This window comes from Aquimarina sp. Aq78, assembly GCF_900299525.1.
Taxonomy (GTDB): domain Bacteria; phylum Bacteroidota; class Bacteroidia; order Flavobacteriales; family Flavobacteriaceae; genus Aquimarina.
Window position 1 is genome coordinate 1 of the sequence record NZ_OMKA01000031.1, and the last position, 22,547, is coordinate 22,547.

At 32.9% G+C, this 22,547-nt stretch carries 19 protein-coding genes; 7 read left to right on the forward strand and 12 right to left on the reverse strand.

Translation table 11 applies throughout. The features are described from left to right. Positions 1 to 439: T9SS type A sorting domain-containing protein (locus DG435_RS23085; protein ID WP_159098272.1), on the forward strand; the 439-nt coding region annotated here is incomplete at its 5' end. 90 nt (positions 440 to 529) lie between these two features. Here the strand turns inward: DG435_RS23085 and DG435_RS23090 are convergent. The 4 genes from DG435_RS23090 to DG435_RS23105 are packed head-to-tail and all read right to left on the reverse strand — an operon-like array spanning position 530 to position 4,563. Continuing rightward, positions 530 to 1,933, reverse strand: a complete 1,404-nt coding sequence (locus tag DG435_RS23090) for a zinc-dependent metalloprotease (RefSeq protein ID WP_106790639.1) — start codon at positions 1,931 to 1,933, stop codon at positions 530 to 532. A gap of 1 nt (position 1,934) precedes the next feature. Further along, positions 1,935 to 2,681, reverse strand: a complete 747-nt coding sequence (locus tag DG435_RS23095) for a hypothetical protein (protein WP_106790640.1) — start codon at positions 2,679 to 2,681, stop codon at positions 1,935 to 1,937. 29 nt (positions 2,682 to 2,710) lie between these two features. Next, positions 2,711 to 3,511, reverse strand: a complete 801-nt coding sequence (locus DG435_RS23100) for a hypothetical protein (RefSeq protein ID WP_106790641.1) — start codon at positions 3,509 to 3,511, stop codon at positions 2,711 to 2,713. Positions 3,512 to 3,543: 32 nt separating this feature from the next. Further along, the gene (locus DG435_RS23105; protein ID WP_108840679.1) at positions 3,544 to 4,563 is read right to left on the reverse strand and encodes a hypothetical protein; all 1,020 of its coding nucleotides are present in this window, start codon (positions 4,561 to 4,563) and stop codon (positions 3,544 to 3,546) included. Between the two features lie 166 nt (positions 4,564 to 4,729). Between DG435_RS23105 and DG435_RS23110 the strand changes: the two genes are divergently transcribed. The 3 genes from DG435_RS23110 (at position 4,730) to DG435_RS23120 (ending at position 8,206) form a co-directional block, all read left to right on the forward strand. Further along, positions 4,730 to 5,101, forward strand: coding sequence for a BlaI/MecI/CopY family transcriptional regulator (locus tag DG435_RS23110; RefSeq protein WP_024772519.1), 372 nt, complete (start codon positions 4,730 to 4,732; stop codon positions 5,099 to 5,101). Next, the gene (locus DG435_RS23115; protein WP_106790643.1) at positions 5,098 to 6,990 is read left to right on the forward strand and encodes a M56 family metallopeptidase; all 1,893 of its coding nucleotides are present in this window, start codon (positions 5,098 to 5,100) and stop codon (positions 6,988 to 6,990) included. Before DG435_RS23110 ends, DG435_RS23115 begins: the two co-directional genes overlap by 4 nt. 115 nt (positions 6,991 to 7,105) lie before the next feature. Continuing rightward, entirely contained in the window at positions 7,106 to 8,206 is a 1,101-nt protein-coding gene (locus DG435_RS23120) for a DUF4407 domain-containing protein (RefSeq protein ID WP_106790644.1), read from the forward strand. Between the two features lie 254 nt (positions 8,207 to 8,460). On the opposite strand, the gene DG435_RS23125 is transcribed toward DG435_RS23120, so the two are convergent. Beyond that, complete coding sequence (locus DG435_RS23125; protein WP_106790645.1) at positions 8,461 to 10,668, reverse strand: leucine-rich repeat domain-containing protein; 2,208 nt, start codon at positions 10,666 to 10,668, stop codon at positions 8,461 to 8,463. A 426-nt stretch (positions 10,669 to 11,094) separates the two neighbouring features. Between DG435_RS23125 and DG435_RS23130 the strand changes: the two genes are divergently transcribed. Both DG435_RS23130 and DG435_RS23135 read left to right on the forward strand, forming a co-directional pair. Continuing rightward, positions 11,095 to 12,741, forward strand: a complete 1,647-nt coding sequence (locus tag DG435_RS23130) for a helix-turn-helix domain-containing protein (RefSeq protein WP_106790646.1) — start codon at positions 11,095 to 11,097, stop codon at positions 12,739 to 12,741. A gap of 132 nt (positions 12,742 to 12,873) precedes the next feature. Continuing rightward, entirely contained in the window at positions 12,874 to 13,053 is a 180-nt protein-coding gene (locus DG435_RS23135) for a hypothetical protein (RefSeq protein WP_106790647.1), read from the forward strand. A gap of 74 nt (positions 13,054 to 13,127) precedes the next feature. Here DG435_RS23135 and DG435_RS23140 read toward each other — a convergent pair whose 3' ends face one another. The 5 genes from DG435_RS23140 to DG435_RS23160 all read right to left on the reverse strand — a co-directional run bounded on the left by DG435_RS23140 (position 13,128) and on the right by DG435_RS23160 (position 19,836). Continuing rightward, entirely contained in the window at positions 13,128 to 14,375 is a 1,248-nt protein-coding gene (locus DG435_RS23140) for an FAD-binding oxidoreductase (RefSeq protein ID WP_106790648.1), read from the reverse strand. Positions 14,376 to 14,455: 80 nt separating this feature from the next. Continuing rightward, positions 14,456 to 15,466 (reverse strand): 4-hydroxyproline epimerase, encoded by a 1,011-nt coding sequence (locus tag DG435_RS23145; RefSeq protein WP_106790649.1) that lies wholly within the window; start codon positions 15,464 to 15,466, stop codon positions 14,456 to 14,458. Then, positions 15,459 to 17,195, reverse strand: a complete 1,737-nt coding sequence (locus DG435_RS23150) for a DUF885 family protein (protein ID WP_106790650.1) — start codon at positions 17,193 to 17,195, stop codon at positions 15,459 to 15,461. The genes DG435_RS23145 and DG435_RS23150 overlap by 8 nt, the downstream gene beginning before the upstream one ends. A 41-nt stretch (positions 17,196 to 17,236) precedes the next feature. Further along, positions 17,237 to 18,820, reverse strand: a complete 1,584-nt coding sequence (locus DG435_RS23155) for an aldehyde dehydrogenase (NADP(+)) (protein ID WP_106790651.1) — start codon at positions 18,818 to 18,820, stop codon at positions 17,237 to 17,239. A gap of 89 nt (positions 18,821 to 18,909) precedes the next feature. Continuing rightward, positions 18,910 to 19,836: a dihydrodipicolinate synthase family protein gene (locus tag DG435_RS23160; protein WP_106790652.1), complete on the reverse strand. Its 927-nt coding sequence runs from the start codon at positions 19,834 to 19,836 to the stop codon at positions 18,910 to 18,912. Between the two features lie 137 nt (positions 19,837 to 19,973). On the opposite strand from DG435_RS23160, the gene DG435_RS23165 reads away from it, so the two are divergent. After that, positions 19,974 to 20,834 carry an AraC family transcriptional regulator gene (locus tag DG435_RS23165; RefSeq protein ID WP_106790653.1) on the forward strand — a complete coding sequence of 287 codons (861 nt, stop codon included), beginning with the start codon at positions 19,974 to 19,976 and terminating at the stop codon, positions 20,832 to 20,834. Here DG435_RS23165 and DG435_RS23170 read toward each other — a convergent pair. Continuing rightward, positions 20,831 to 22,078, reverse strand: coding sequence for a phytanoyl-CoA dioxygenase family protein (locus DG435_RS23170; RefSeq protein ID WP_159025404.1), 1,248 nt, complete (start codon positions 22,076 to 22,078; stop codon positions 20,831 to 20,833). The genes DG435_RS23165 and DG435_RS23170 overlap by 4 nt on opposite strands. An 8-nt stretch (positions 22,079 to 22,086) precedes the next feature. After that, positions 22,087 to 22,506 (reverse strand): DUF3995 domain-containing protein, encoded by a 420-nt coding sequence (locus tag DG435_RS23175; protein WP_106790655.1) that lies wholly within the window; start codon positions 22,504 to 22,506, stop codon positions 22,087 to 22,089. Positions 22,507 to 22,547 lie beyond the last annotated feature (41 nt).

The window sequence follows — 22,547 nt, forward strand, 5'->3', positions numbered from 1 at the left end:
TACGAATTGGAATGGTAAATCAGGCTACATAGGATTTACTTTTAAAATTAGTGGCAATACACATTATGGATGGTTTTATGCTACTGTAGCAAATGATGGATTATCATATACTATATTGGATTATGCATATAACACTAATGCAGGTCAAGGACTTACAACCAAAAGGCCGGCGGCAGCAGGTCCAGAAAAAGCAGAGAATTTGGTTAAGGTATACCCTAATTCATTTACCGAAACTACAAATATTGACCTGACAAAATTAGGTAAAGAAAGGTTTACTATGAGTGTATACGATCTTTTAGGAAGACGTATTTATCATAAAAAATATGACAGAAATCCTGGGGTACTTCCTTTTGGAGGAGCAATAACCGAAAAAGGAAATTATTTTGTAAAAATAACATCAAAAGGAGCTTCAGAAATACACACGATTGTAAAAAAATAACCTAATAAACCTGGTTATAGATTAGATAATATGAAGCGGGTGTCAGTTACCAATACTGCACACCCGCTTTTTTATTTAGAAATAAATTTGTTATCGTTTGATCAGTAATTTTTTAGAATATATTTTACCTTGATTATCGTCAACGATAACATAATAAAGTCCTTCTGCTAATGAATTTACATTAATTTCTGAATTTCTAGACAGTACTTTCTTGTGTACTTGTAGTATTCCTATTGTATTGTAAACTTTAATAGAAACCTCTTCTTTTGATAACACACCGTCTAAGGAAACAGTAAATGTATTATCCGCTGGGTTAGGATGTAATTTAAATAAAGTTTTGCCTGCTACAGCAGAAGAAGTTTGCGTAGTTTCTAGAACTACCTCTTTTTCAGGATGTATCGCTATTTCTGTTCTACTGGTATTACAATCCTCTATTTTTGCAGTAAAACGAGATCCATTTTTGGCTCTGAAACCAGATTTAAGTACTAATTTTTGACCACCCGTATACGTTGCAATTCCTCCATTAGCAATTGTATTTGTAGCTGTCAAAGTATTTGAAGCTTTTTGAATATCTGTAGTTCCAGATGGAACGTTTTGAGTAACCGTTAAATTTTCTGGACAATTATTACCACAATCTACAACAGCATTTTTAAGATGAGTTAACGTTGCAATTGCATTACGTATACGTTGCCCTTGACCAGCTGTAAAAAGCGACATGCAATCAGGATGTGTATAAGCCATAATGATTCGCTCATTGGGATTATAACTGTCTCCATTGGCATCAGTACCACTAGAAGTCCATGTACATGCCGGATGGTTTACATTAAATCTAAGATGAGGATCTGCCGGAGTATCAGCTACATAATCTCCACAAGTAGTACCGTTGGATCCGTTTACCAATTCGGCACATTGTCCGGTATCACTTCCTCCTTCATTCACAGTTCCATGATGAGTATGCCATAAAAATAATACATGCCCCATCTCATGCGAAATAACGCTAGATCTTACTAATGATCCAAAGGGAGCTTTCCAATAACTTCCGGACACCCAGAATTCTGAGGATTCTCCAACACCATTTGCTCTGCCTCCAGCACTGGAAGCATCATCAAATATGTACACATCGATCCCATCGGTATGATTATTTACACTATATATTGCGGTTGTAGGACTGCTATAGTAGGTATCATTGTCGATGTAGTCGATAACATTATCCCAAGCAAATGAAACCCCATGAGGATTAAAATCTTGATTTAGGATATCAATTGCCTGATTGGTTTGTGCGACACTTTGGCCACCTGTTGCATTACTTCTTCTAATGACATGTACATATAAGCGTAAACAATAAGAATCAGCAACTTTAGCACTTCTTAATGCCGAGGCATATGCGTTTTGATTAAAACTTTCTGATGGCGTAAAACAAAATGTCTGTGCTTGTATTTTCGAAATAGCTAATAACGCTATTACTACTATTAGGTTTTTTAAAAATGTTTTCATGTTATTTTTTTAGTAGTTGGTTTTCCTTTTCTAACAGCTCTATTCTCTTATTCATTTGGATAATATATAAGGTAAGTTCTTCTATTTTTTGAAGAAGCTTAGCATCCATTTCTCCTAAGAAAATTCCATTTTCTTGTACTTCTGAAGCGCTGGGAATATCCTGTAAATGTCCCTTTTGGTTGATATGATTTTCAACTTCTTGAAGAGTAGGTAATTTGTAATCGTCATAGAAAACAAAATCAGACCAAGTCCCAGCTTCTACAACCATTTCTCTTGCTCCTATGGATCCTTCAACAGCTAATCTATGCGATCCGGTATTTGTTGTTCCTATTCCTACATTTCCTGTTTCTCCATCTATAGTCATTCTAGTGATGCCGCAACAGGTATTAGTTCCTCCTATTTGAAAATTCATCCTAGCTGGATAATTGCCAGGTGTAAAGGCACCTGTTGTAGTAACCGCTATTCGTCCTATTTGTACGTTTGATTGTCCATCAAATCCAGAATAAATGATTGTCCCTAATAGTCTATTTGCCGGAGTAGATGTTGGTGTAGTTGAATTTCCTCCCGTATTTAAAAAATACAAATGAGGGTGTCCTCCATTAAATAAACCTTGTCTAGTTGTAATATTTAAAGATGGATATTTATTGTTTAACTGATTGATGTATATTTTATCATCAACAGTTTGCTGACTGTAGCAAGTCGTTTGAATTGTTATGATTAGTAACAAAATGTTTAATATTCTTTTCATCTGTTATTTTATTAAGTTTAATTAGACTTTTATTTTTTAGATTCTATTAGCTTTTCAAGCTGATCTAATCTTTCCTCAATAGATTTTAATCTTTTGATTTCTTTTTCTTGTTGAATAGTGTAAAGCGTTAATTCTTCTACTTTCTGAAGAAGTTTTGCATTCATCTCTCCTATCGAAATTCCTTTTTTTAATACTTCTTTTTCTGAAGGAATATCTTTTAGATGTCCGTTTGTTTTTATATGCTGTTCAACTTCTTCTAAACTCGGTAGTATATAATCAGATTTGAATACAAAATCTGACCAAACATTGGGCTTTACTACAACTTCTTTAGTTTTTGTGACTCCATCAATGGCTAAATTTCCTCCAGAAACTCCAAGAGTGTTATTATCTCTTAAAATAAGCCTCATGTCATAGTCGGTAGTAGGATCATTAGAGAAATCAAAATAAGGAACTCCATTACCTCTTAGTTCAATAGAAGCCCCTTGATCTGTATTTATAATGGCTCCGGTATTTCCCCAACTAATGCTTTGCCCTGTAGATAGTTTATTACTCATTTTAATATCACCTCCTTCAAAAGAAAGCAAGTCGTTATTCCTAAGTATTAACCTCATATCATAGTCGGTAGTAGGGTCATTAGAGAAATCAAAATAAGGAACTCCATTGCCTCTTAGTTCAACAGAAGCACCTTGGTCTGTATTTAGAACAGCTCCTGTGCTTCCCCATTTGATTTGCTTAGTCACAGTAAGTTTGCCATTAATAATTTGATCTTGAGCCGTAAGGTTAAGTACAGCTATAAAAAAACATAGAATTAAACTTGATAATTTTTTCATCGTTTTGGTTTTAAGAGTTATCGAATGAATTTTTATTTGCTAAGATTTTCGACTTTATTTTGAAGAGTAGATATCGTTTTTCTTAAAGTTTTGAGCTCTTCATCCTGTTGAATTGTATAGAGCATTAATTCCTCTATCTTTTCGAGTAATTTTGCTTGCATATTCCCTACTTGAATACCGTTCTCTAACACTTCTTTTTCACTCGGTATATTGGGAAGATGCCCTTGAGTTTTAATGTGTTTTTTTACTTCATTTAAAGAAGGTAATTTGTAATCAGAACGAAATACATAGTCAGGCCATGGTGAAGCTTCTACTACAACCTCTTTGGCTCTAATATTACCATTTACAGCAAGTTTATAACCTCTGGTATTGGTAGTTCCTATACCAACAGTTCCATCAGTATCGATAATCCTTAAACGTTCGACTCCTTTGGTTTTTAAAATAAGATCGTTATTATAAGAAGAAAATGCATTTGTAGTTGTGTATACATCTTTGTTAAAAATAAACTTTGGCATATCGGTATAGATATGTGCCCAACTACTGTTAAGAGGCCCAACATCTATATATCCAAAAGTTCCATTAACTCGTAATGCTCCTCCTGCAAGATTTCCTCTAATGCTTCCATTAATATGGAGTCTAGTTTGAGGATTAGAAATACCGATACCCATATATCCGTTTTCATCTTTAATCCTTAAACGTTCAGTTCCTTTGGTTTTTAAGATTAGATCATTGTTGTAAGAAGAAAATGCATTTGTAATAGTGTATACATCTTTATTAAAAATAAACTTTGGCATATCGGTATAGATATGCGCCCAACTACTGTTGAGAGGACCAACATCAATGTACCCATAGGTTCCGTTAATGCGCAGTGCTCCTCCTGCTAGGTTTCCTCTGATGTCTCCGTTGATATGTAGTTTGGTTGCTGGATTAGTCACTCCAACGCCTACATTACCACTTAGGCTGTAAATGGTGTTCTGATTGTCGTAATTGTGTTGTGCATGCAAACACATGGTGATACAGAGTATCACCAATGAAGATAGTACTTTTTTCATTGAGTATATATTTAAATGGTTAATGTTATAAAGTTAAAATTTCCCCGTTTCATGACAATGTTTTAAATGTGAAATAAATGTTATAATGATGTTTTATAGGGTGGTTTTTTTGTTATTCTAAATTTTTATTCTACATTTGTAGAGTTAATTCTAATAACGTAGAGCAATGCAATTATCAAAAACCGAAGAACAACTAATGCAATATCTCTGGAAATTAGATAAAGCCTTTATGAAGGATTTATTAGACTCTTTTCCAGAGCCTAAGCCTGCGACTACTACTGTAGCTACGCTCTTGAAAAGAATGATTGATAAAGGTTTTGTAAATTATACGTTATATGGAAAATCAAGAGAATATTATCCATTAGTAAAAAAGACAGATTATTTTTCTAAACATGTAAATGGACTGATCAAGAATTTTTTTAATGATTCAGCATCGCAGTTTGCATCATTTTTTACGTCAGAAACCAACTTATCTACTACAGAATTAGAAGAGCTTAAAAAGATAGTAGATAAACAAATTCAAAAACAAAAGCAATGATTATATATATAATAAAATCATCTCTTTGTTTAGTTCTATTATGGTCATTTTACAGGCTGTTTTTGGAACGAGAAAATATGCATCATTTTAAAAGATTTTATCTTCTTTTTAGTTTGATTTTTGCATACACGATCCCTTTAATTACTATTACTTATGAAACAGATATAGTACACAATCAAGAAAACTTACAACAATCTGTAGATCATTTGATTATAACTGATAATCCGCAGGTAGAAGCTACATCATCAAACTATCTTTCGGTAATAGTATGGATCATTTATGGGGTAGGTGTTTTGATTTTTGCAGTTAGGTTTATAAAAAATATGTATCATTTGATTAAGAAGGTAAGAAGAAATGAGAACCTGAAAGAGTTCTCGCACATTAATGTACTTCTTACGAATTCGATTATTCCACATACATTTTTACATTACATATTTGTTCCTAAAAAAGAGTTTCAGAAAAATGCTATTCCACAAGAAGTATTATTACATGAGAAAACACATGTTCGACAAAAGCATACTCTAGATATTCTGTTTGTAGAGATTTTTCAGATGATTTTTTGGTTCAATCCAATATGGTTTTGGGTAAAAAAATCAATTAAGTTAAATCATGAATTTCTTGCTGATCAAAAAGTATTGAAGCAACAGTTTTCAATACATCAATATATGGATCTACTCGTTAATTATCCAAACAGTTCTCATCAAACTGCGTTAGCGAGCCCTATCAATTATTCATTAACCAAAAAACGAATCGTTATGATGTCACAACAATTTTCTAAAACAAAGACTGCAACTCGGTTGCTGCTATTTTTACCAATTCTTTTTGCTTGTATTCTTTTATTTAACAATAAGATGGTAGCTCAACAAAAAAGTACTACAATCAGCACTACCGTAGCACCAACTCACCCTGATAAAAAAATCAAGATTAGAGTTAGTGGAGAACAAATTAACATTAATGGAATTACCACTGATTTATCTGGTGTGGCTGCCGTTATAGATAATGCTACAAAACAGTGGAAAGACCATGAGTTAACAGAGTTTCAATTTAGTGTCAAACTAGAAAACACGAATGATAAGTTTCTCAAAAAACTCAATAAGGTATACCGAAAAACAAGGTTGTATAAAGCTAATCCAGATGGACATGATCTTATTCCACCTTCACCTCCGGCACCACCAAAAATGAGAACAAGTGTCGTTCCTGGACCTCCTCCTTCTCCTAAAGCACATAAAAAATTAAAAGCTCCAAAGCCTCCAAAACCACTTAAGGCACCAAAAGTGTCAAAGCTTCCTAAAGCACCTTCTTATTCTCATGCAGAATATGAAGAAATTGAAAGAGAAGCAGAGCTTGCTATGCAAGAAGTTGAGGTTGCAATGGAAGTCGCAGAAAGTGAAAGAGAAACCTTGATGGAACAAGTAGAAGTAGAAAGAGCCTTGGCAATGGAGCGGGCAGAAGCATCAAGATATGAAGCAGAAGAAGTAAGAGAAATGGCGATGGAACAGGCTGAGAAAGCCAGAGTAGTTGCTATGGAAGAATCAAATAGGGCTCGGGAGCAATCGTATAAGATAAGAGAAGAAGCAATGAGAAATGCTGAAAGAGCAAGGTTTGAGGCCGAAAAACAGGTAATGAGCCATACTAAAATGGCTCGAGAAGAAGCTAGACTGGCTATGCAACAAGCCGAGAAAGCAAGAGTGATGGCACGAGATAATGTTGAGAAATCAAGAAGGCAGGCAGAACAAGCTCGTAGAAAAGCTATGGACGAAGTTAAAAGAGCTCGCAATGTAGTAAGAAAAGAAGCTATCAAAGAGAGAAAAGAAGCGCGAAAGCGTATACAAGAAGCCAGAAAAGAACAACAAAGAGCTCGGGAAAAAGCACAAAAAGAGAATAATTAACAGATCAATTTTCTGATAATTTTAAGAACGAAAACTCCCCTTAGGGAGTTTTTTTGTGCAACATATCGCTATAAATCAGCGTTATATTTATAATCAATCAAAAAACCCTTAGATGATGTTAAAACGTTTTTTTATTTTATGCTCCGGCGCAGATGCCGATATATTAGCAGATAGTTCTGATGGAGAACAGAATAAATATGCTGGTATCGGAGCAACAGTTTTCTTTACTGCAGTAATGGCTTTTATTGCTGCTAGTTATGCCTTATATACCGTATTTGACACTTATTTTGCAGCCATCTTCTTTGGCTTAATCTGGGGACTATTGATCTTTAATCTGGATCGATTTATTGTATCTACTATTAAGAAGAAAGATAATTTTATGGATGAACTCTTACAAGCTTCACCAAGAATTATTCTGGCCGTTATAATAGCTGTTGTGATTTCTAAACCATTAGAACTAAAGATTTTTGAAAAAGAAATTGATCGTGTTTTGCTTGAACAGAAGAATGATTTTACTTTAGCTAATCAAGAGCAAATTGCAACACAATATACTCCGGCTATTGCTGCAATTGATTCTGATATTAATACACTTAAACAGGAAGTAACAACCAAAGAAACCGAGGTTAACGATCTTTATGAAACCTATATTGCCGAGGCAGAAGGAAGAAAAGGTACAGAGATTATTGGAAAAGGGCCTGTATATAAAGAAAAACGTGAGAAACATGATGCAGCTTTGGCAGAATTAGCCGAATTGAAAAATGCGAATGCAGAGAAAGTTACTGCTTTAGAAATTCAAAAAACAGAATTGGCTACCGAATATGATGATCAAGTGGCTACATCACAACCTGTTATTGATAATTTTGATGGATTAATGGCTCGAGTGAGTGCTTTAAATGAGTTACCCTGGTTGCCTTCATTTTTTATCTTTTTATTATTCCTAGCAATAGAAACCTCGCCTATTTTTGCAAAATTATTTTCACCCAAAGGAGAGTATGATTTTAAATTAGAAGATGTAGAAAGTGAAATAAAAACATGGGTTGCACAGAAAGAAGATCAGCGAAAAGTACTATTAGAAACAGATCATACGATTAATGATAGAGTATATGGTGATCTTTCTGAAGAAGAGGAATTATATGCATATAAGAAAAAGATTGCTCGAGAAATGATGAAAAAACAGCAAGACGCTTTTTATAAAAAGCAAACAGGAATTTTATAGGTTTTCCAGTTTAGATAAAAAAACAGACCTCACAAGCTTATACTATGGCTCGTGAGGTCTGCTCGTTTAACATTGCTCTATATAAAAATGATTAGTCTATACCATCTGTAGAAAAAAAGGTTGTGAATATGTATTCTTCATCATATGACAGGCATTTTTACAAATTGCATTTGTACTTCTAACTCAACCTCTTTTCCTGATCATTTACAAATAATAGCTAATAACACAACCTCTTTTCTTTAAGTAGTATCGATTTAGTTTTTAATAAATTTAGTGGTTAATAATCCTTTGCTAGATTGAAGATGAAGAATGTACTGGCCAACAGGTAATCCTGTAACATCAATCAAAACAGAATTAAGACCCATTAATATATCATTTGTACCTTTTGGAATTGGAGCAGCAAAAGGATCTTCTCGTATAAGTTCTTCTCTAGGGTCAACGATAAATTTAACGACTACTTTCTTTACAATTTCTCCAGAAAGTCTTAGTATCGTTACAGTTGCATTTCCTGTAGTTGTAGGATCTTTTGGGGTTATTGCTAAATAATTGCTTGCTGGATTTGGCGAAAGTATAAAGTGATTATCAAAAGCACTTGTTTTGGTAGGTTTACAACTAGTATTGACGTTACATGTAGAATAACCTAATGTAAATCGTATATAGCTGTTAATCTCGTTTAAAAAAGATACCGAATTAACACAAACAAAATTTAGTTTTGGGCATCCATCTAAGTAAAGACGTCTGGCATGATGAACTACGCCAGAGAAATGCTGGTAACTTTGGTAAAAAGAGTGATTTCCTGTTAGATATGCTTCTCTTAAATTTGGATTGTTGCTAATGTTTAATTTATTTACAGATTTACAATTTCTAATATCAATTTTGGATATTAAGTTTCTACTAACATCCACAGTTTCTAAATTAGTATTTGATGTAATATCTAATGTGGTTATTTGGTTATTAGACAATTGTAGTACTTGTAAATTTATACTGCTGTTTAGAGATATTTGCAATAATTGATTGTTATCAAGAGTAAGATAGCGTAATAGAACTTTATTTCTAAGGTCAATAGAGATTAGTTTATTATTGGCTAGATCTATCGTGTTTAATTGATCATTCTTATTAAGGTTTGCAATAGTAATTTGATTGTTTTTAAGAAGAAGAACCTTTAGATTTGTAAAATGCTCAATCCCGGTAATATCAGTGATATTTCTATTTTCAAGATTGATATGAGTAACTTTTTCTGCTTCGTCTTCAGAGATTTCATTATCACTGTCAATATCATACTTTGATACGAGTCCAGCTTTAAAATTTGGATCATTAAAATTAATGATTTTAGAAGTAGGAGCTAAGCTACAATCACTACTGATAACACAATTATAACCTAATGCATTAACTCTATTTTGTATGTAGGCAGTATCAGAATAGTATTTGTGTAAGCAAATAAATTCTAGTTTTGGACATTTTTCGACCTTAATATATTTACTTAGGTAACGATGTGTTAAAAACATGGTTTTTAACTCGCTATTATCGTTCACATCTAGATATACAATTTTACAATTTCTTGCATCTAGCCTAGTTATCTTGTTTTTTGAACAGTTTAAATTGACCAGATTAACATTTTGAGAAAGATTTATTTCTGTCAAAGCATTAGAACTTATATCTAATCTTTCTAGATTTGGATTCCCAGTAAGATCTATAGATGCTAATTTGTTTTTCTCAACGTTTATACGTTTCAATGTTGAGGTTACTGGCAGATTTATATTAGTTAGTAAACTATTTCGGACATCTAAATGGGTAAGCACTGTATTTTTAGAAGCATCTATAGATGTTAGTAAGTTGTTACCGATATTTAACTCATCTAATTTTGTGTTTTTAGAGACATCTAATGTTGTTAATTGATTTCCCCATACATATAACCTTGTTAAATTTAGGTTTTTAGTAATACTTAATTCTACCAACTGGTTGCTCCATGCATGAAGTATTGATAACCTAGCGTTATGATCTATGTTAAGTCTTTTAAATTTATTACTTATTACTTTTAGTTCAAATAACTCCACATTTTTAGATACATCCAGTTGTGCTAACTGGTTATTATTAGCATCTATTCGTTCTAATTGTGTACATGTGGATATATTTAGATTAGTCAACTGATTTTGGCTAACATCCAAGTATTGTAGTTTTGTGTTTTTTGTTAGATTTAAAGAGGTTACCTTATTCTTAGGAATAGTAAGGTGTTTTAGATTTATAAAGTGCTCTATTCCGGTAAGATTTTCAATATTCTTATTTACAGCTTTTATGGATACAGCTTTTTCTGCTTCTTGCTTACTTATATTTACGTCATTATTGGTATTTATTGATGATGCCAGTAAAGCATTTTTAAAATTAGCATCGGGAATATGAATATTTTGAGCATGAGAGGTTAGGGTAAGACATAGTAGTATACCCAAAAAGATAATTTTTTTCATAAGTATGAATGAGTTAGTTTTAGTTTGATAAATTATTAAATAGGATTTGTTTTTTAGGCTTTGTATTGAGGATGTTTTTTGATTATCTATATCAAATTTTGTGTAGGTCTGTTGTTTTAATTTGAAACAAAGATAAAGGCGAAAACTACACTATAACAAGAGGAGTAACTTAGGATTTATAAATCTTGACAGGTATATTTATAAATCTTAACCATTGTTTTTAGCTTCAAAATGCTTTTTATCAGAGTGTTTGTTTTTTCAAGAAGATTTTATGATTTGTTATTAAAATTATACTCTATTTATATGGTTATCCCTTATATTGTTAACAACTTTTAACTAGGCATTTTGAATATAAAACTGAAGAGCATCTATCGTATTATTTTAATTTTTATAAGCTTGATCTTTCTCCCGAACAAAGGAGTAGGTATGATAACAAAAAACAAGATTAGTGAAAAGCAATATTCAGTTTCAGATTCTTTAAATCATAAAACATTTGATGAATTACGATCGCTCTTTATTAAACACTATAAAGATTCAGTTTTTATAAAAAAATTATCGAATACATATCTTACCAGAGCAAAGAAAGACAAGGATAGTATTGAGATAGCAAATGGATATCAAATATTCTTTGAAATGAATATAAATAATCCAAAAGTGGCTTTGGCATACACAGATTCTATGATTGATGTTACCAAAGGCGTAAAAGATGAGTTTTATCCAGCAAGGGGCTATCTTTTAAAAGGCTATCTTTTGCAAAAACTAGAACGGTACAATGAAGCTTTAACCTCGTATTTGATTTCAAAAAAACATGCAGAGATCAATAAGAATATTGGTCATATTATTGCTATAACACATAATATTGCAATACTTAAGACCATCTTAGGAAAAGATGAAGAATCTTTAGAAATCTATAAAAAAAACTTAGACCTCTTATCGACTCAGGATACTATTAATAAATTCAGATCACATTATATAGCTACTCTCTGTAAGCTATCGGATAGTTATAATTTATTTAAAAAATATGATACTGCGCATTTCTATTTGAAAAAAGGGATTACATCTACTCTATCAGGAGATATTCCGCATTTTTATTCTGAGTTACTTTCATCTTATGGGATTAATAGTTATTATAGAAAAGAATATAGTACAGCACGGGATAGCTTAAATAAATCTCTTTCTCTATCCAAAAAAAGCCCCTATACAAATGTACTTGTTACCTATTTATATTTAGGAAAAACACTTTTACAACTAGAAAAGGAAGAAGAAGCTATTGGATATTTAAAAAAAATAGACTCTGCGGTACATGTTTCTAACTATATCTTAGAAACCCGAGAAGCATTTACGTTGCTCATAGATCATTATAAAAAGGAAGACGATAAAGCGAATCAATTAAGAATCATGGAAAAACTGATAAAACTAGATAGTGGTTTTTCTGTAAAGTATAAAAAGTTACATATAGATATTGAAAAAAAGTATGATAATGTACAACTTATTAAAGACAAAGAAATATTAATAGATAGCATCAAAAATCATAGTAAAACAACCATATATCAGTTATGGGCTTTTGGAGGAGTAATCATTGTATTGATAAGTCTAGGATATTTTTATTATTATAAAAAAAGAAAGAAAAACTATGAAAAAGTATACCAAGAGAAATTAATACATGCAGAACATCTAAATAAAAAGAAAACACAGAAAACAAAAGATGTTGAACTAGCACCAGAATTAAGAGACGATATTTTAAAAAACTTAGAAGAGTTTGAAAAAAATGAAGTCTTTTTAAAAAACGATTTAACATTATCTATAGTTGCCAAAAAACTAAAAACCAATTCGACATACTTATCCAGGATTATCAATATGGATAAGCAAAAAAACTTCGCAAATTATATTAATGATTTACGTGTTGAATATTGTATAGAGCAAATAAAAAATGATAAAAAATTTAGACATTATTCTGTTACATCTATGGCAAAAGAGGTAGGATTTAATAATATTCAGTCTTTTGTTAAAGCATTTTATAAAAAAAATGGTTGTAATCCTGCTGAATACATAAAAGAGTATGGTGGTGAGTGAGTTATGGGGCTTCAATGCTTGATAAATACCACTAAATATTTATAAATCTTACCCAGAACATAAAGGGATATGTCTAACAATTAGTGTTTGTTAGTTACATTTACATTATAACAAAGTTCAAATTAACTCATCATGAAAACGAATAAAAAAGTAAAACTCGAATTAAAAAAAATTAATGTAACCAAACTTACCGATTCTAATATCGCCAGAATAAAGGGAGGAAATAAGGAAGACTTTATTAGAGTTGACGGTACAGTTGGTAGTTTAATATCTCGTATTATAAATGGCGTGAATCATTCATGTAATAGATAATAAAATTTTATTATCTATTACGAATATTATTTGTAGAAAATAAAAACCTTCTTTGACTATTGAAACTTCTTTGATTAAAACTTACGATCAGGATGATAAGCTTCTAGATTCAAAGAAGGTTTTTGATCAGAAATAATTTCTGAAACCAGTTTCCCTGTAGAGGTTCCCATAGTCCAGCCCATCATAGCATGCCCTGTAGCAATAGTAAGATTGTTACAAGTATTAGATTTACCGATATATGGTAACCCATCTGGAGAAACAGGCCTAAGGCCAGATGTAGCTGCCTCTTTTTCTGCATTAGAAAGTTTAATATCGGGATAGTATCGCTGTGTGGCGTTTGCGATAGTTTCAACTCTTACCTTATTAATCTTATGGTTAATACCCGCTATTTCCATAGTACCGGCAAATCTGGTAAATCCCTGCATTGGGGTTACTGCAATTTTAGCTTCAGTTAGTATAGCCGGCATGGTTATTCCTAAATCTCTTTCAGAATTTATACGGTATCCTTTTCCGGCTTCTAGTAATAGTTTGATTCCTAGTTTTTTACTTAACAAATTTGACCATGATCCTGCCGCTAATACAAACTCATCTGCTGTGTATGATGTATTCTTAGTATGTATCGAAGTAATTTTATTGTTCTGTATACTAATATCTTCTACCTTTTTATTTTTGTGAATCGTTACCCCCGAAGCTTCAAGGAAAGCTTTCATTTCATCCATAAAGGTTTGTGGGGTGGTATGCCAATCACATTCATACAATACTGCTCCTTTTGCTTGCAATTGTACATTGGGTTCCATTTGTTTTAATTCGTCAAATGAAAGCTCTTTTACGGGCAATCCTTCTTTGGTTGCCATCTTACCAACATGAATTTCTTCTTCGAGCATTTTTTCGGTTTGACAGATCATTAAAAGTCCCTTTTTTTCTAACTGAAACGAAAAATTTTCATCAGATCTGATTTCAGAATACAAATCTCTACCTAATACTGCAATATCTTTAATGGCAGCAATACCTTGATTTACATTTTTTACCGAGCAAGACTTGTTAAATGCCCATGTCCAACGTAAAAAATCTGAATTGAGACGAGGCTTTATAAATAATGGGCTAGTGGGGTTAAACATCCATTTTAGTCCTTTTTTCATTACACCAGGTGCCGCAAGAGGGATAATATGACTTGGAGAAAGATAGCCCGCATTAACGTAAGAAGCACCAGAATCCATTGCAGATTGATCTATTATAGTAACATGATGTCCTTCTTTATGTAAATAATATGCAGAACATAATCCTATGATTCCGCCTCCTATGATAATAACTTCTTTACTCATAATTGTATACACTTAGACTAGCTTAGCGTGGTATTCTGTTATGTTTACTAAGTTTTTTATTATGTTTTATTTAGAATTGACTAAATAACCTGAAACCCATGTGCATAGGGATCATCTTCATCATCAATAATGATAGTGTTGTATCCATAAACTTTTGCCCATCCTTGAATACTTGGAATGATAGCTTTTATGTTACCTAGTTCTGTTTCTTCTTCGACTCTACCTATGAATGTACTTCCAATAAAACTTTCATGAACAAATTCTTCTCCTTGTTGTAGTTTTCCTTTAGCATATAATTGTGCTATTCTTGCAGAGGTTCCTGTTCCGCAAGGAGAACGGTCAATAGCTTTATCTCCATAAAAAACGGCATTTCTACCCGACGAATCTGGGTTGATAGGATCTCCTGTCCAAAGCATATGACTTACATCTCTGATCGTATCATTTTCTGGGTGGATAAATGCGTTGGGGTATTTTTTGTTAATACGTTCCCGAACCACTTGAGAGTATTGGATTAGCTTACTTGCAGTAAAATCATGAACCCCGCTAAAGTTTTTTTGAGGATCTACAATAGCATAAAAATTTCCACCATAGGCAACATCAAAAACGAGTTCTCCCAATTCTGGGCATTCTATAGTTAAACCCTCTGCTGCCAGATATGATTTTACATTTTTGAGTTTTACCCAATCTACTTTTTTATTTGTTTGCTGGTATTCTATTTCTACCAGTCCAGCCGGAGCTTCCATTCTAATTTTCCCTGGGGTTTTGGGTTGTATTAAACCTTCTTCTATGGCTATGGTGATGGTTCCAATAGTACCATGTCCACACATAGGCAGACATCCAGACGTTTCTATAAATAGGATAGAAAAATCATTATCGGGGTGGTGTGGTTCGAATAAAAAACTGCCACTCATCATATCGTGCCCTCGAGGCTCATACATTAATCCTTTTCTTATCCAATCATATGTTGTAAGAAAATGCTGACGTTTTTCGCTCATCGTTTTTCCAATTAGATCAGGTCTGCCCGTCGTAACAACCCTCACTGGGTTTCCGCAAGTATGAGCATCGATACATTTGAAAGTGGTTCTAGCCATTTTTTGTTTTTTCGATATAAGTGTTAATTCTGTTTTCTAAAATTGAAAGCGTAACAGTACCCTGCTCAAGGACTATTTCATGAAATTCGCGAATGTCAAATTTACTTCCCAATGCAGTTTCAGCTTTTTTACGCAGTTCTCTAATTTTTAATTCACCAATTTTATATGACAAAGCCTGACCTGGCCATGAAATATATCGATCGGTTTCTGTATGTATTTCATGTAATGATAATGCTGTATTCGAAGACATAAAATCGATAACTTGTTCACGTGTCCATCCTTTGGCATGAATCCCTGTATCTACTACTAAGCGACATGCACGCCACATTTCATAGGTTAGTTTCCCAAATTGCTCATAAGGTGTAGTATACATCCCCATTTCCTCTGCCAGAAACTCAGAATATAATCCCCAGCCTTCTCCATATGCAGATAGATATAAATCTTTTCTAAACTGTGGTATACTATCACCTAATTCGTTGTTTAAACTGCCTTGCAAATGATGCCCAGGTACAGCTTCATGTACAGTAAGCGATGGTAGTGTGTATAATGTTCTGCTAGGCAAATCATACGTGTTCACCCAATAATACCCCGGGTCTGTGCTATTAGCTTCTGTCCCTACGTATCGACCACTAGTGTATTTTGGAGCAATTGCATCTGGTACAGGGGCTACTCCATATGGTTTTCTGGGTAATGTCTTAAAAAAACGAGGCAGCTGTTCATCTGCTCGCTTAGCCATATCTCGGGCAATCATAAGCAGTTCTTCAGGCGTTTTTGCATAGAATTGCTCATCGGTACGAAGGAATTTAAAAAAATCTGCAAAACTACCCTGGAAATTAAGCTCTTTTATGATGATCTCCATTTGAGCTTTTATTCTGGCAACTTCTTTTAATCCGATATTATGAATCTCGTCTGCAGTATATGTAGTACTCGTGGTATAAAAATTTATCTTGTTTTGGTAGTAAGCCTTGCCGTTTGGAGTTTGAGATACACCAATGGCTGTTCTTGTCTTAGGTAAATATTCGGTTTCAAAGAATTTTTTTATTCTTTTAAACTGTGGAATAACCTTGTTTTTAATTATTTCTTTCGCGGCATTACGTACCGAATCCTTTTGAGTTTGAGTTAAAATCTCTGGTAAACTTTTAAAAGGAGAATAAAAATAACTGTTTTTAACACTATCAACGATATGGTCATTATATGTTGATTCATATCCTTTAAAAATGACTCTTGGTTGAGAAACTCCTTTTTCAAGACCTCCCCGTAAGTTTATAAAATGCTGATCTACAAATTCTGGGATTGCATTAAGTTTGTTCAGATATTTTTTGACCTGCTTGTAATTGGCAAATGGCCTAACCATATAATTGAGATTACTATGAAATCCAGAGTCGGATAATAAAGGATTAAGATACCCCTCGAACTCATAAAAATCAACAGTTCTCTGCAAAGTAAATTTTAATAACTCAAGAGATATTTTATCAGTCTCCTTGAGTAGTGTAGCATCAATACCATTTAGTTCTTCTATCTTTTTTTGTGCAAAATCAGCTTCTTTTTTGAAATACTCTTTGGTAAAGAGACCTAGAGGGTATACATCTTCATCATAACCTTTTCTTTCTTCAATTTCTGCAATAATTTGATGTAATGAAGCTGATGGGTCTTTCTCTTTCTCTTTTTGTTCATTACAACTAAAACAGAAAAGCAATATTAGAATTGCTATGATTTTAAAAAATTTCATTCTAAACAGGTATTAATTTTTTTAGTATTGATTATAAAAAATCAGATTTTAGAATCTGTATGCTTACCATCAACCAATCTTGAAATCCGTAAAGAGTTTTCATTCTTAAGTTCGTTTGGTAATAAATTATTTGGCCAACTTTGATAGCTAAATGGACGTACCCAACGTTTAATAGAATGAATACCAACTGCTGTAAATCTACTATCTGTTGAGGCAGGATATGGACCACCATGTAACATAGAAGGGCATACTTCTACTCCTGTAGGAACACCATTAAAGATGATTCTTCCTACCCTGTTTTGTAATGCATCAATAACTGTATTGTATTGTAGCGCTTCTTCGTTTTCTGCTATAATGGTTCCTGTAAGTTGTCCTTCTAAGGTATTGATTATAGTTTCTAATTGTTCAACATCTTTACATTGCACAACCATAGAGAATGGCCCAAATACTTCTTGATGTAAGGTTGTATTTTCTAAAAATGTTTTTCCTTCTACTGTGGTAACTGTTTGTCTTGCATAATTCACGGCAATATCACTATCAAGCTCTGCGGTGACAGATAATCCATTTTGTTGCAATGCATTTGTTTTGTTTCTTTCAAAATTTCCAATAATGTTGGGATGCAACATACATGAAGGTTCAATTTTTACAATTTCTTCAGAAAGTGCTGTTATAAAATTAGTTAAGGCTTCTCCTTTAATACCGATAAGCAAACCAGGGTTTGTACAAAACTGTCCGGCTCCTACTGTTATTGATTTTGCATAGGTTTTAGCTAAATCGACTCCTTTGGTAATTGTTGCTTCGGGTAACAGGACTACAGGGTTTATACTTCCCATTTCTGCAAATACCGGAATTGGTTCTGGTCGTTTTGAAGCCAAATCAAATAGTGCTCTACCTCCTCTAATGCTTCCTGTAAAACCAACTGCTTTTACTGCAGGATGTTCTACTAATTGAACACCTACTTCAATTCCTGAACTATTAAGATTAGAGAATACTCCATTTGGCATCCCTGTTTTTATAGCAGCTTTGATAATTGCAGCAGATACTAATTCTCCAGTTCCTGCATGCATTGGGTGTGATTTTACAATCACAGGGCATCCTGCAGCAAATGCGGCAGCAGTATCACCTCCAGCTGTAGAATAGGCTAAAGGAAAATTACTTGCTCCAAAAACAACAACAGGTCCTAAAGGAACCAGCATTTTACGAATATCTTGTTTAGGAATAGGGCTACGATCTAAATCGGCAGTATCTATAGAAGCTTCTACCCATGAACCCTCGGCTACCAGATCGGCAAAAGTCCTTAATTGCCCTATAGTTCTACCTCGTTCACCTTTTGCTCTTCCTTCTGGTAAACCAGTTTCTGACCTATATGTTTCTATTAGAAGATCGTCTAAAGCCAGAATCTCATCAGCAATTGCATTTAGAAATTCTGCCTTTTTAGCACCAGAAACCTTTCTGAAAATTTCAAAAGCTTCTGAAGCTAATGATACGGATTTTTCGATTTCTTCTTCTGAAGCTTCAAAAAATGTATGTTCATTTTCAATATTTAGCTTAGGGTTAAAAGTTGTGTAGGTTTTATTTCCTATAGCCGAGAGCTGATTTCCTATATAGTTTTTACCTGTTATCATAATTCTAAATGATTTAATGTGAAAATAGATCAATTTCTAATGAAAGAATGATGCCATCTCTATTATTTTTGATTACATCATTTTAGAGATTAATCTATTAATTCAATGTTTTTGTATTCGGGTAATTGTGGCCTTGTTTTTAAACCAGTTTCAATAATTTCCAATACTTTTTTACGTTCATCTCCAACAAGTGGTAACCTGGGAGGACGTACATGTTCTGTGCCGATTCCGGTAGCTACTTCTGCTAGTTTTATATTTTGCACTAATTTAGGGTTTATGTCTAACTCCAACAAGGGTAAAAACCAACGATAAATAGCAATAGCTTCTTTAATTCGACCTGCTTTTTGAAGTTCATAAATAGCTACAGTTTCTTCTGGGAAAGCATCTACTAATCCAGCAACCCAACCATCAGCACCCATTAGTAAACTTTCGAGAGCTAATGTGTCTACTCCACTCAGAATTTTTAACCTGTTGCCAAAGCGATTTTTAATTCGTGTTATATTAGAAATATCTCTTGTAGATTCTTTTACTGCCTGTATATTATCCAGTGCTAATAGCTCTTCGAACATATCCAAAGAGACTTCTATCTTATAGTCGACAGGATTGTTGTAAATCATTATGGGTAGATCAGTACTTTTAGCTACCTCTTTAAAGTAAACTACAGTTTCTCGATCTCCTGCTTTATATCGCATTGGTGGGAGCATCATCAAACCACTAGCTCCATCTTCTTTTGCTTTTTTTGCAGCTTCAATAGCACCTTTTGTAGTTTGTTCTGCAATATTAATAATAACTGGAACTTTGTTTTTAACGATATCAACTGTGGTTCTAACCAAAATTCTTTTTTCGTCATCACTCAATGTACTTGCCTCACCCAAAGTCCCGCCTAGTATAATTCCGTGTACTCCAGCTTCAAGTTGTGCATTGATATTAATTTCAAACATTTTTAAGTCTAGTGTATCCTCTTTGGTGAATTTTGTAGTCACTGCAGGCATTACACCTTTCCAATCTATTACCATATTTAAAATTTTATTCAAAGATATTATGAAACCGATGAAAGATACATTGAGAAATTATCTATATGTGATACTATATTACCTTTTATTGTTAATATATGCATAATTATGATTAATATTGATTCATAGATGAATTAGAAATGAAAGCATTACCTTTTAAAATACCAAAATCCTCGACTGACACTTTAATTGTACAGGAAGATAAGGAAGTTGTTTTTTATGATAAATTTCATCAACATGAGGAGATACAAATATCAATTATAATATCGGGAGAAGGGAGTTTAATTGTTGGAGATACTATAACTGATTATAAGGCTAATGATATTTTGATTTTTGGAAGTAACGTTCCTCATGTATTAAAGAGTGCTTCTTCTGCAGTAAAGTCTTATATGATCTCACTTTTTTTTACCAAAGAGTCTTTTGGAAATCTATTTTTTAAACTTCCTGAGTTTAATGATTTGTCAGGATTTTTTAGAAATTCGGTATATGGGATTAAAGTATTCTCTAAAAAGGAAAAATTAAAAAAACAATTTCTAAAAATTGTTGAGAAAAAAGAAAAACTAGATCGGTTTACCATTTTTTTGAAGATTTTAAAAATACTGAAAACATCAAAAACCGAAACCATATCATCTTTCATTTCAAAAAGGGCGTATACTGATAATGAAGGAAAGAGAATGGCTAAAGTTTTTCAGGTGGTGATGAATGAGTTTAATAGAGATTTTTCTCTAAAAGAAGTTGCTGATTTGGCTAATATGACACCAAATGCTTTTTGTCGATATTTTAAGCAACGAACCAATAAAACGTTCTTTCAGTTTTTGATCGAGGTACGAATTGAGAATGCCTGTAGATTAATATCCAGAGAATCGGACATCACCATTTCTGAAGTTTCTTATCGTAGTGGTTTCAAAAACCTCTCTAACTTCAATAGAAAATTTAAGGAGATTAAAGGAATGACTCCTTCAGATTATAAAAAAAGATTACATGAGCCAAGTTTTGGTTAATCATGACTTCTTTTAGGATAGGGATATTCTGCTATACTATTATTGGTCTTTGGATGTTTAGGATTACCACACACGGGAATAGAAGATTCTTTATGTACATTATATGGGATACCACCACTTTTGGTTGGTAATACAGAAATTGACTCATGTTTGAATATATGAACATCTGATCGGGTATATCTTCCTGCCAAAGCCAAACGCACACGATCATCAGAAGTATTTGCATAAGATGCATGAGTGTTTAAAGAAGTAAAAATGATTGCTTCGCCTGCTTTCATTTCCAGATCTCTAATGATGACATTTTCAAAAAGAGAGGGCACCTTTTTTTTTATCTTTTCGAAAACTAATTGTGCTTTTTTGAAATTGCCTGTAGTATACCAAATGGTTTTTAAGGTTTTGGTAATTTCTGAGTAGGGCAGGGACATTAAATAACCAGATAAATCATCCTGAATATTAGTTACAATTCTTTCAAAACGGCCATCACGAAAAGAGCCTTCTATCATGCGTAAGCATCCTGTCTCTTTATTGGTATCTCTTAGAGCAATCCATACAGATAATTGTGCAATAGCTGGATGTGTAAGACGAGTGGGTTCTAATTTTGGCTTTTCATCAGATTCTCGAAAAGTACCAGTTTGATGCCAAAATGTACCTTCCTGTCCTGGTTTTTTTTCAAAAAACTGGGATCTCCAACATAATAAATCATCACCTAAAATACTTTGAAGAGGCTGTGATAATTTGGGATGTTTTAATACATCCCAAAGCCTTCTGTATTTTGATCCCTGAAAAAAACCTAGATAATTTATAGAGTAATCACCAGATGCTTTTAGCGAATTCAAAATATCTTTACCAAATATAGTAGTTTTATGAAAGTGTTTTTTAAATAGGTCATCACTTTCATTTGCAAGGTTTTCGGCTTCAATAGTGTCTAATACACGAAATGGCCCATGAATACCACTGTTTATAAATTCATCTATTTCTGGTTGCGTAAGATAATGTTGTCCAAATTCTTTTTTTCTTTTACGTCCTAATATATCGAATTCACCTAAATCCTCATCAATATTTGCAAGTAAATTAAAGTTTTTACCAAATAAGAATCTGATAGGTTTAATGATACATTTGAATATGGTAATTAAAATAGCAGCAGTATGTATTTTTAATTTCTGTAACAAATTTAATTTTGTCTTTGTCCAGTAATCATCCAGGCTTTCATAGCCGTCCATCATTAAATTATCTTTTGTGTTCACTTGTTTTATTACTTTGTTATGGCTATTATCAATCCGATTGATCCCATAATTAGACACAACGGAGAAAAAAAGATAGTGTCTAATCTACCAAATTTTGTTTGTTTTATTCGTTTAAAAAAACCAACATATTTAAAGTCCCCCAAAGCTCTGAGTATAAAAATAGAAGGGATAATCCATTTTACATATTTCAGGAGCCATTTAGGCAACTCATAAGCTATAAGACCAGATTCGAGTACATAAAAAAAACCAAAAACAGTTAGTCCAAGTGCTACTATAGCACTATCAATTTTTTTGGGATTCAATACACGTTCACCACTTTCCTTAGTTGGTAATGAGGCTTCAAATCCAAATGTTCCTCCGACAACCCAATTAAAATGAATAATCCCAAGGATAAAAAAGATAAGACTTAGTAGAATAGGTAATATCATTGGTATTGATTAATTATATTAACTAGAGGAGACGGTATATA

Excerpts from the sequence above, each read along its gene's own strand:
- DG435_RS23090 (WP_106790639.1), bottom strand. The coding sequence starts at position 1,933 with ATGAAAACATTTTTAAAAAACCTAATAGTAGTAATAGCGTTATTAGCT.
- DG435_RS23095 (WP_106790640.1), bottom strand. The coding sequence starts at position 2,681 with ATGAAAAGAATATTAAACATTTTGTTACTAATCATAACAATTCAAACG.
- DG435_RS23100 (WP_106790641.1), bottom strand. The coding sequence starts at position 3,511 with ATGAAAAAATTATCAAGTTTAATTCTATGTTTTTTTATAGCTGTACTT.
- DG435_RS23105 (WP_108840679.1), bottom strand. The coding sequence starts at position 4,563 with ATGAAAAAAGTACTATCTTCATTGGTGATACTCTGTATCACCATGTGT.
- DG435_RS23110 (WP_024772519.1), top strand. The coding sequence starts at position 4,730 with ATGCAATTATCAAAAACCGAAGAACAACTAATGCAATATCTCTGGAAA.
- DG435_RS23115 (WP_106790643.1), top strand. The coding sequence starts at position 5,098 with ATGATTATATATATAATAAAATCATCTCTTTGTTTAGTTCTATTATGG.
- DG435_RS23120 (WP_106790644.1), top strand. The coding sequence starts at position 7,106 with ATGTTAAAACGTTTTTTTATTTTATGCTCCGGCGCAGATGCCGATATA.
- DG435_RS23125 (WP_106790645.1), bottom strand. The coding sequence starts at position 10,668 with ATGAAAAAAATTATCTTTTTGGGTATACTACTATGTCTTACCCTAACC.
- DG435_RS23130 (WP_106790646.1), top strand. The coding sequence starts at position 11,095 with ATGATAACAAAAAACAAGATTAGTGAAAAGCAATATTCAGTTTCAGAT.
- DG435_RS23135 (WP_106790647.1), top strand. The coding sequence starts at position 12,874 with ATGAAAACGAATAAAAAAGTAAAACTCGAATTAAAAAAAATTAATGTA.
- DG435_RS23140 (WP_106790648.1), bottom strand. The coding sequence starts at position 14,375 with ATGAGTAAAGAAGTTATTATCATAGGAGGCGGAATCATAGGATTATGT.
- DG435_RS23145 (WP_106790649.1), bottom strand. The coding sequence starts at position 15,466 with ATGGCTAGAACCACTTTCAAATGTATCGATGCTCATACTTGCGGAAAC.
- DG435_RS23150 (WP_106790650.1), bottom strand. The coding sequence starts at position 17,195 with ATGAAATTTTTTAAAATCATAGCAATTCTAATATTGCTTTTCTGTTTT.
- DG435_RS23155 (WP_106790651.1), bottom strand. The coding sequence starts at position 18,820 with ATGATAACAGGTAAAAACTATATAGGAAATCAGCTCTCGGCTATAGGA.
- DG435_RS23160 (WP_106790652.1), bottom strand. The coding sequence starts at position 19,836 with ATGGTAATAGATTGGAAAGGTGTAATGCCTGCAGTGACTACAAAATTC.
- DG435_RS23165 (WP_106790653.1), top strand. The coding sequence starts at position 19,974 with ATGAAAGCATTACCTTTTAAAATACCAAAATCCTCGACTGACACTTTA.
- DG435_RS23175 (WP_106790655.1), bottom strand. The coding sequence starts at position 22,506 with ATGATATTACCTATTCTACTAAGTCTTATCTTTTTTATCCTTGGGATT.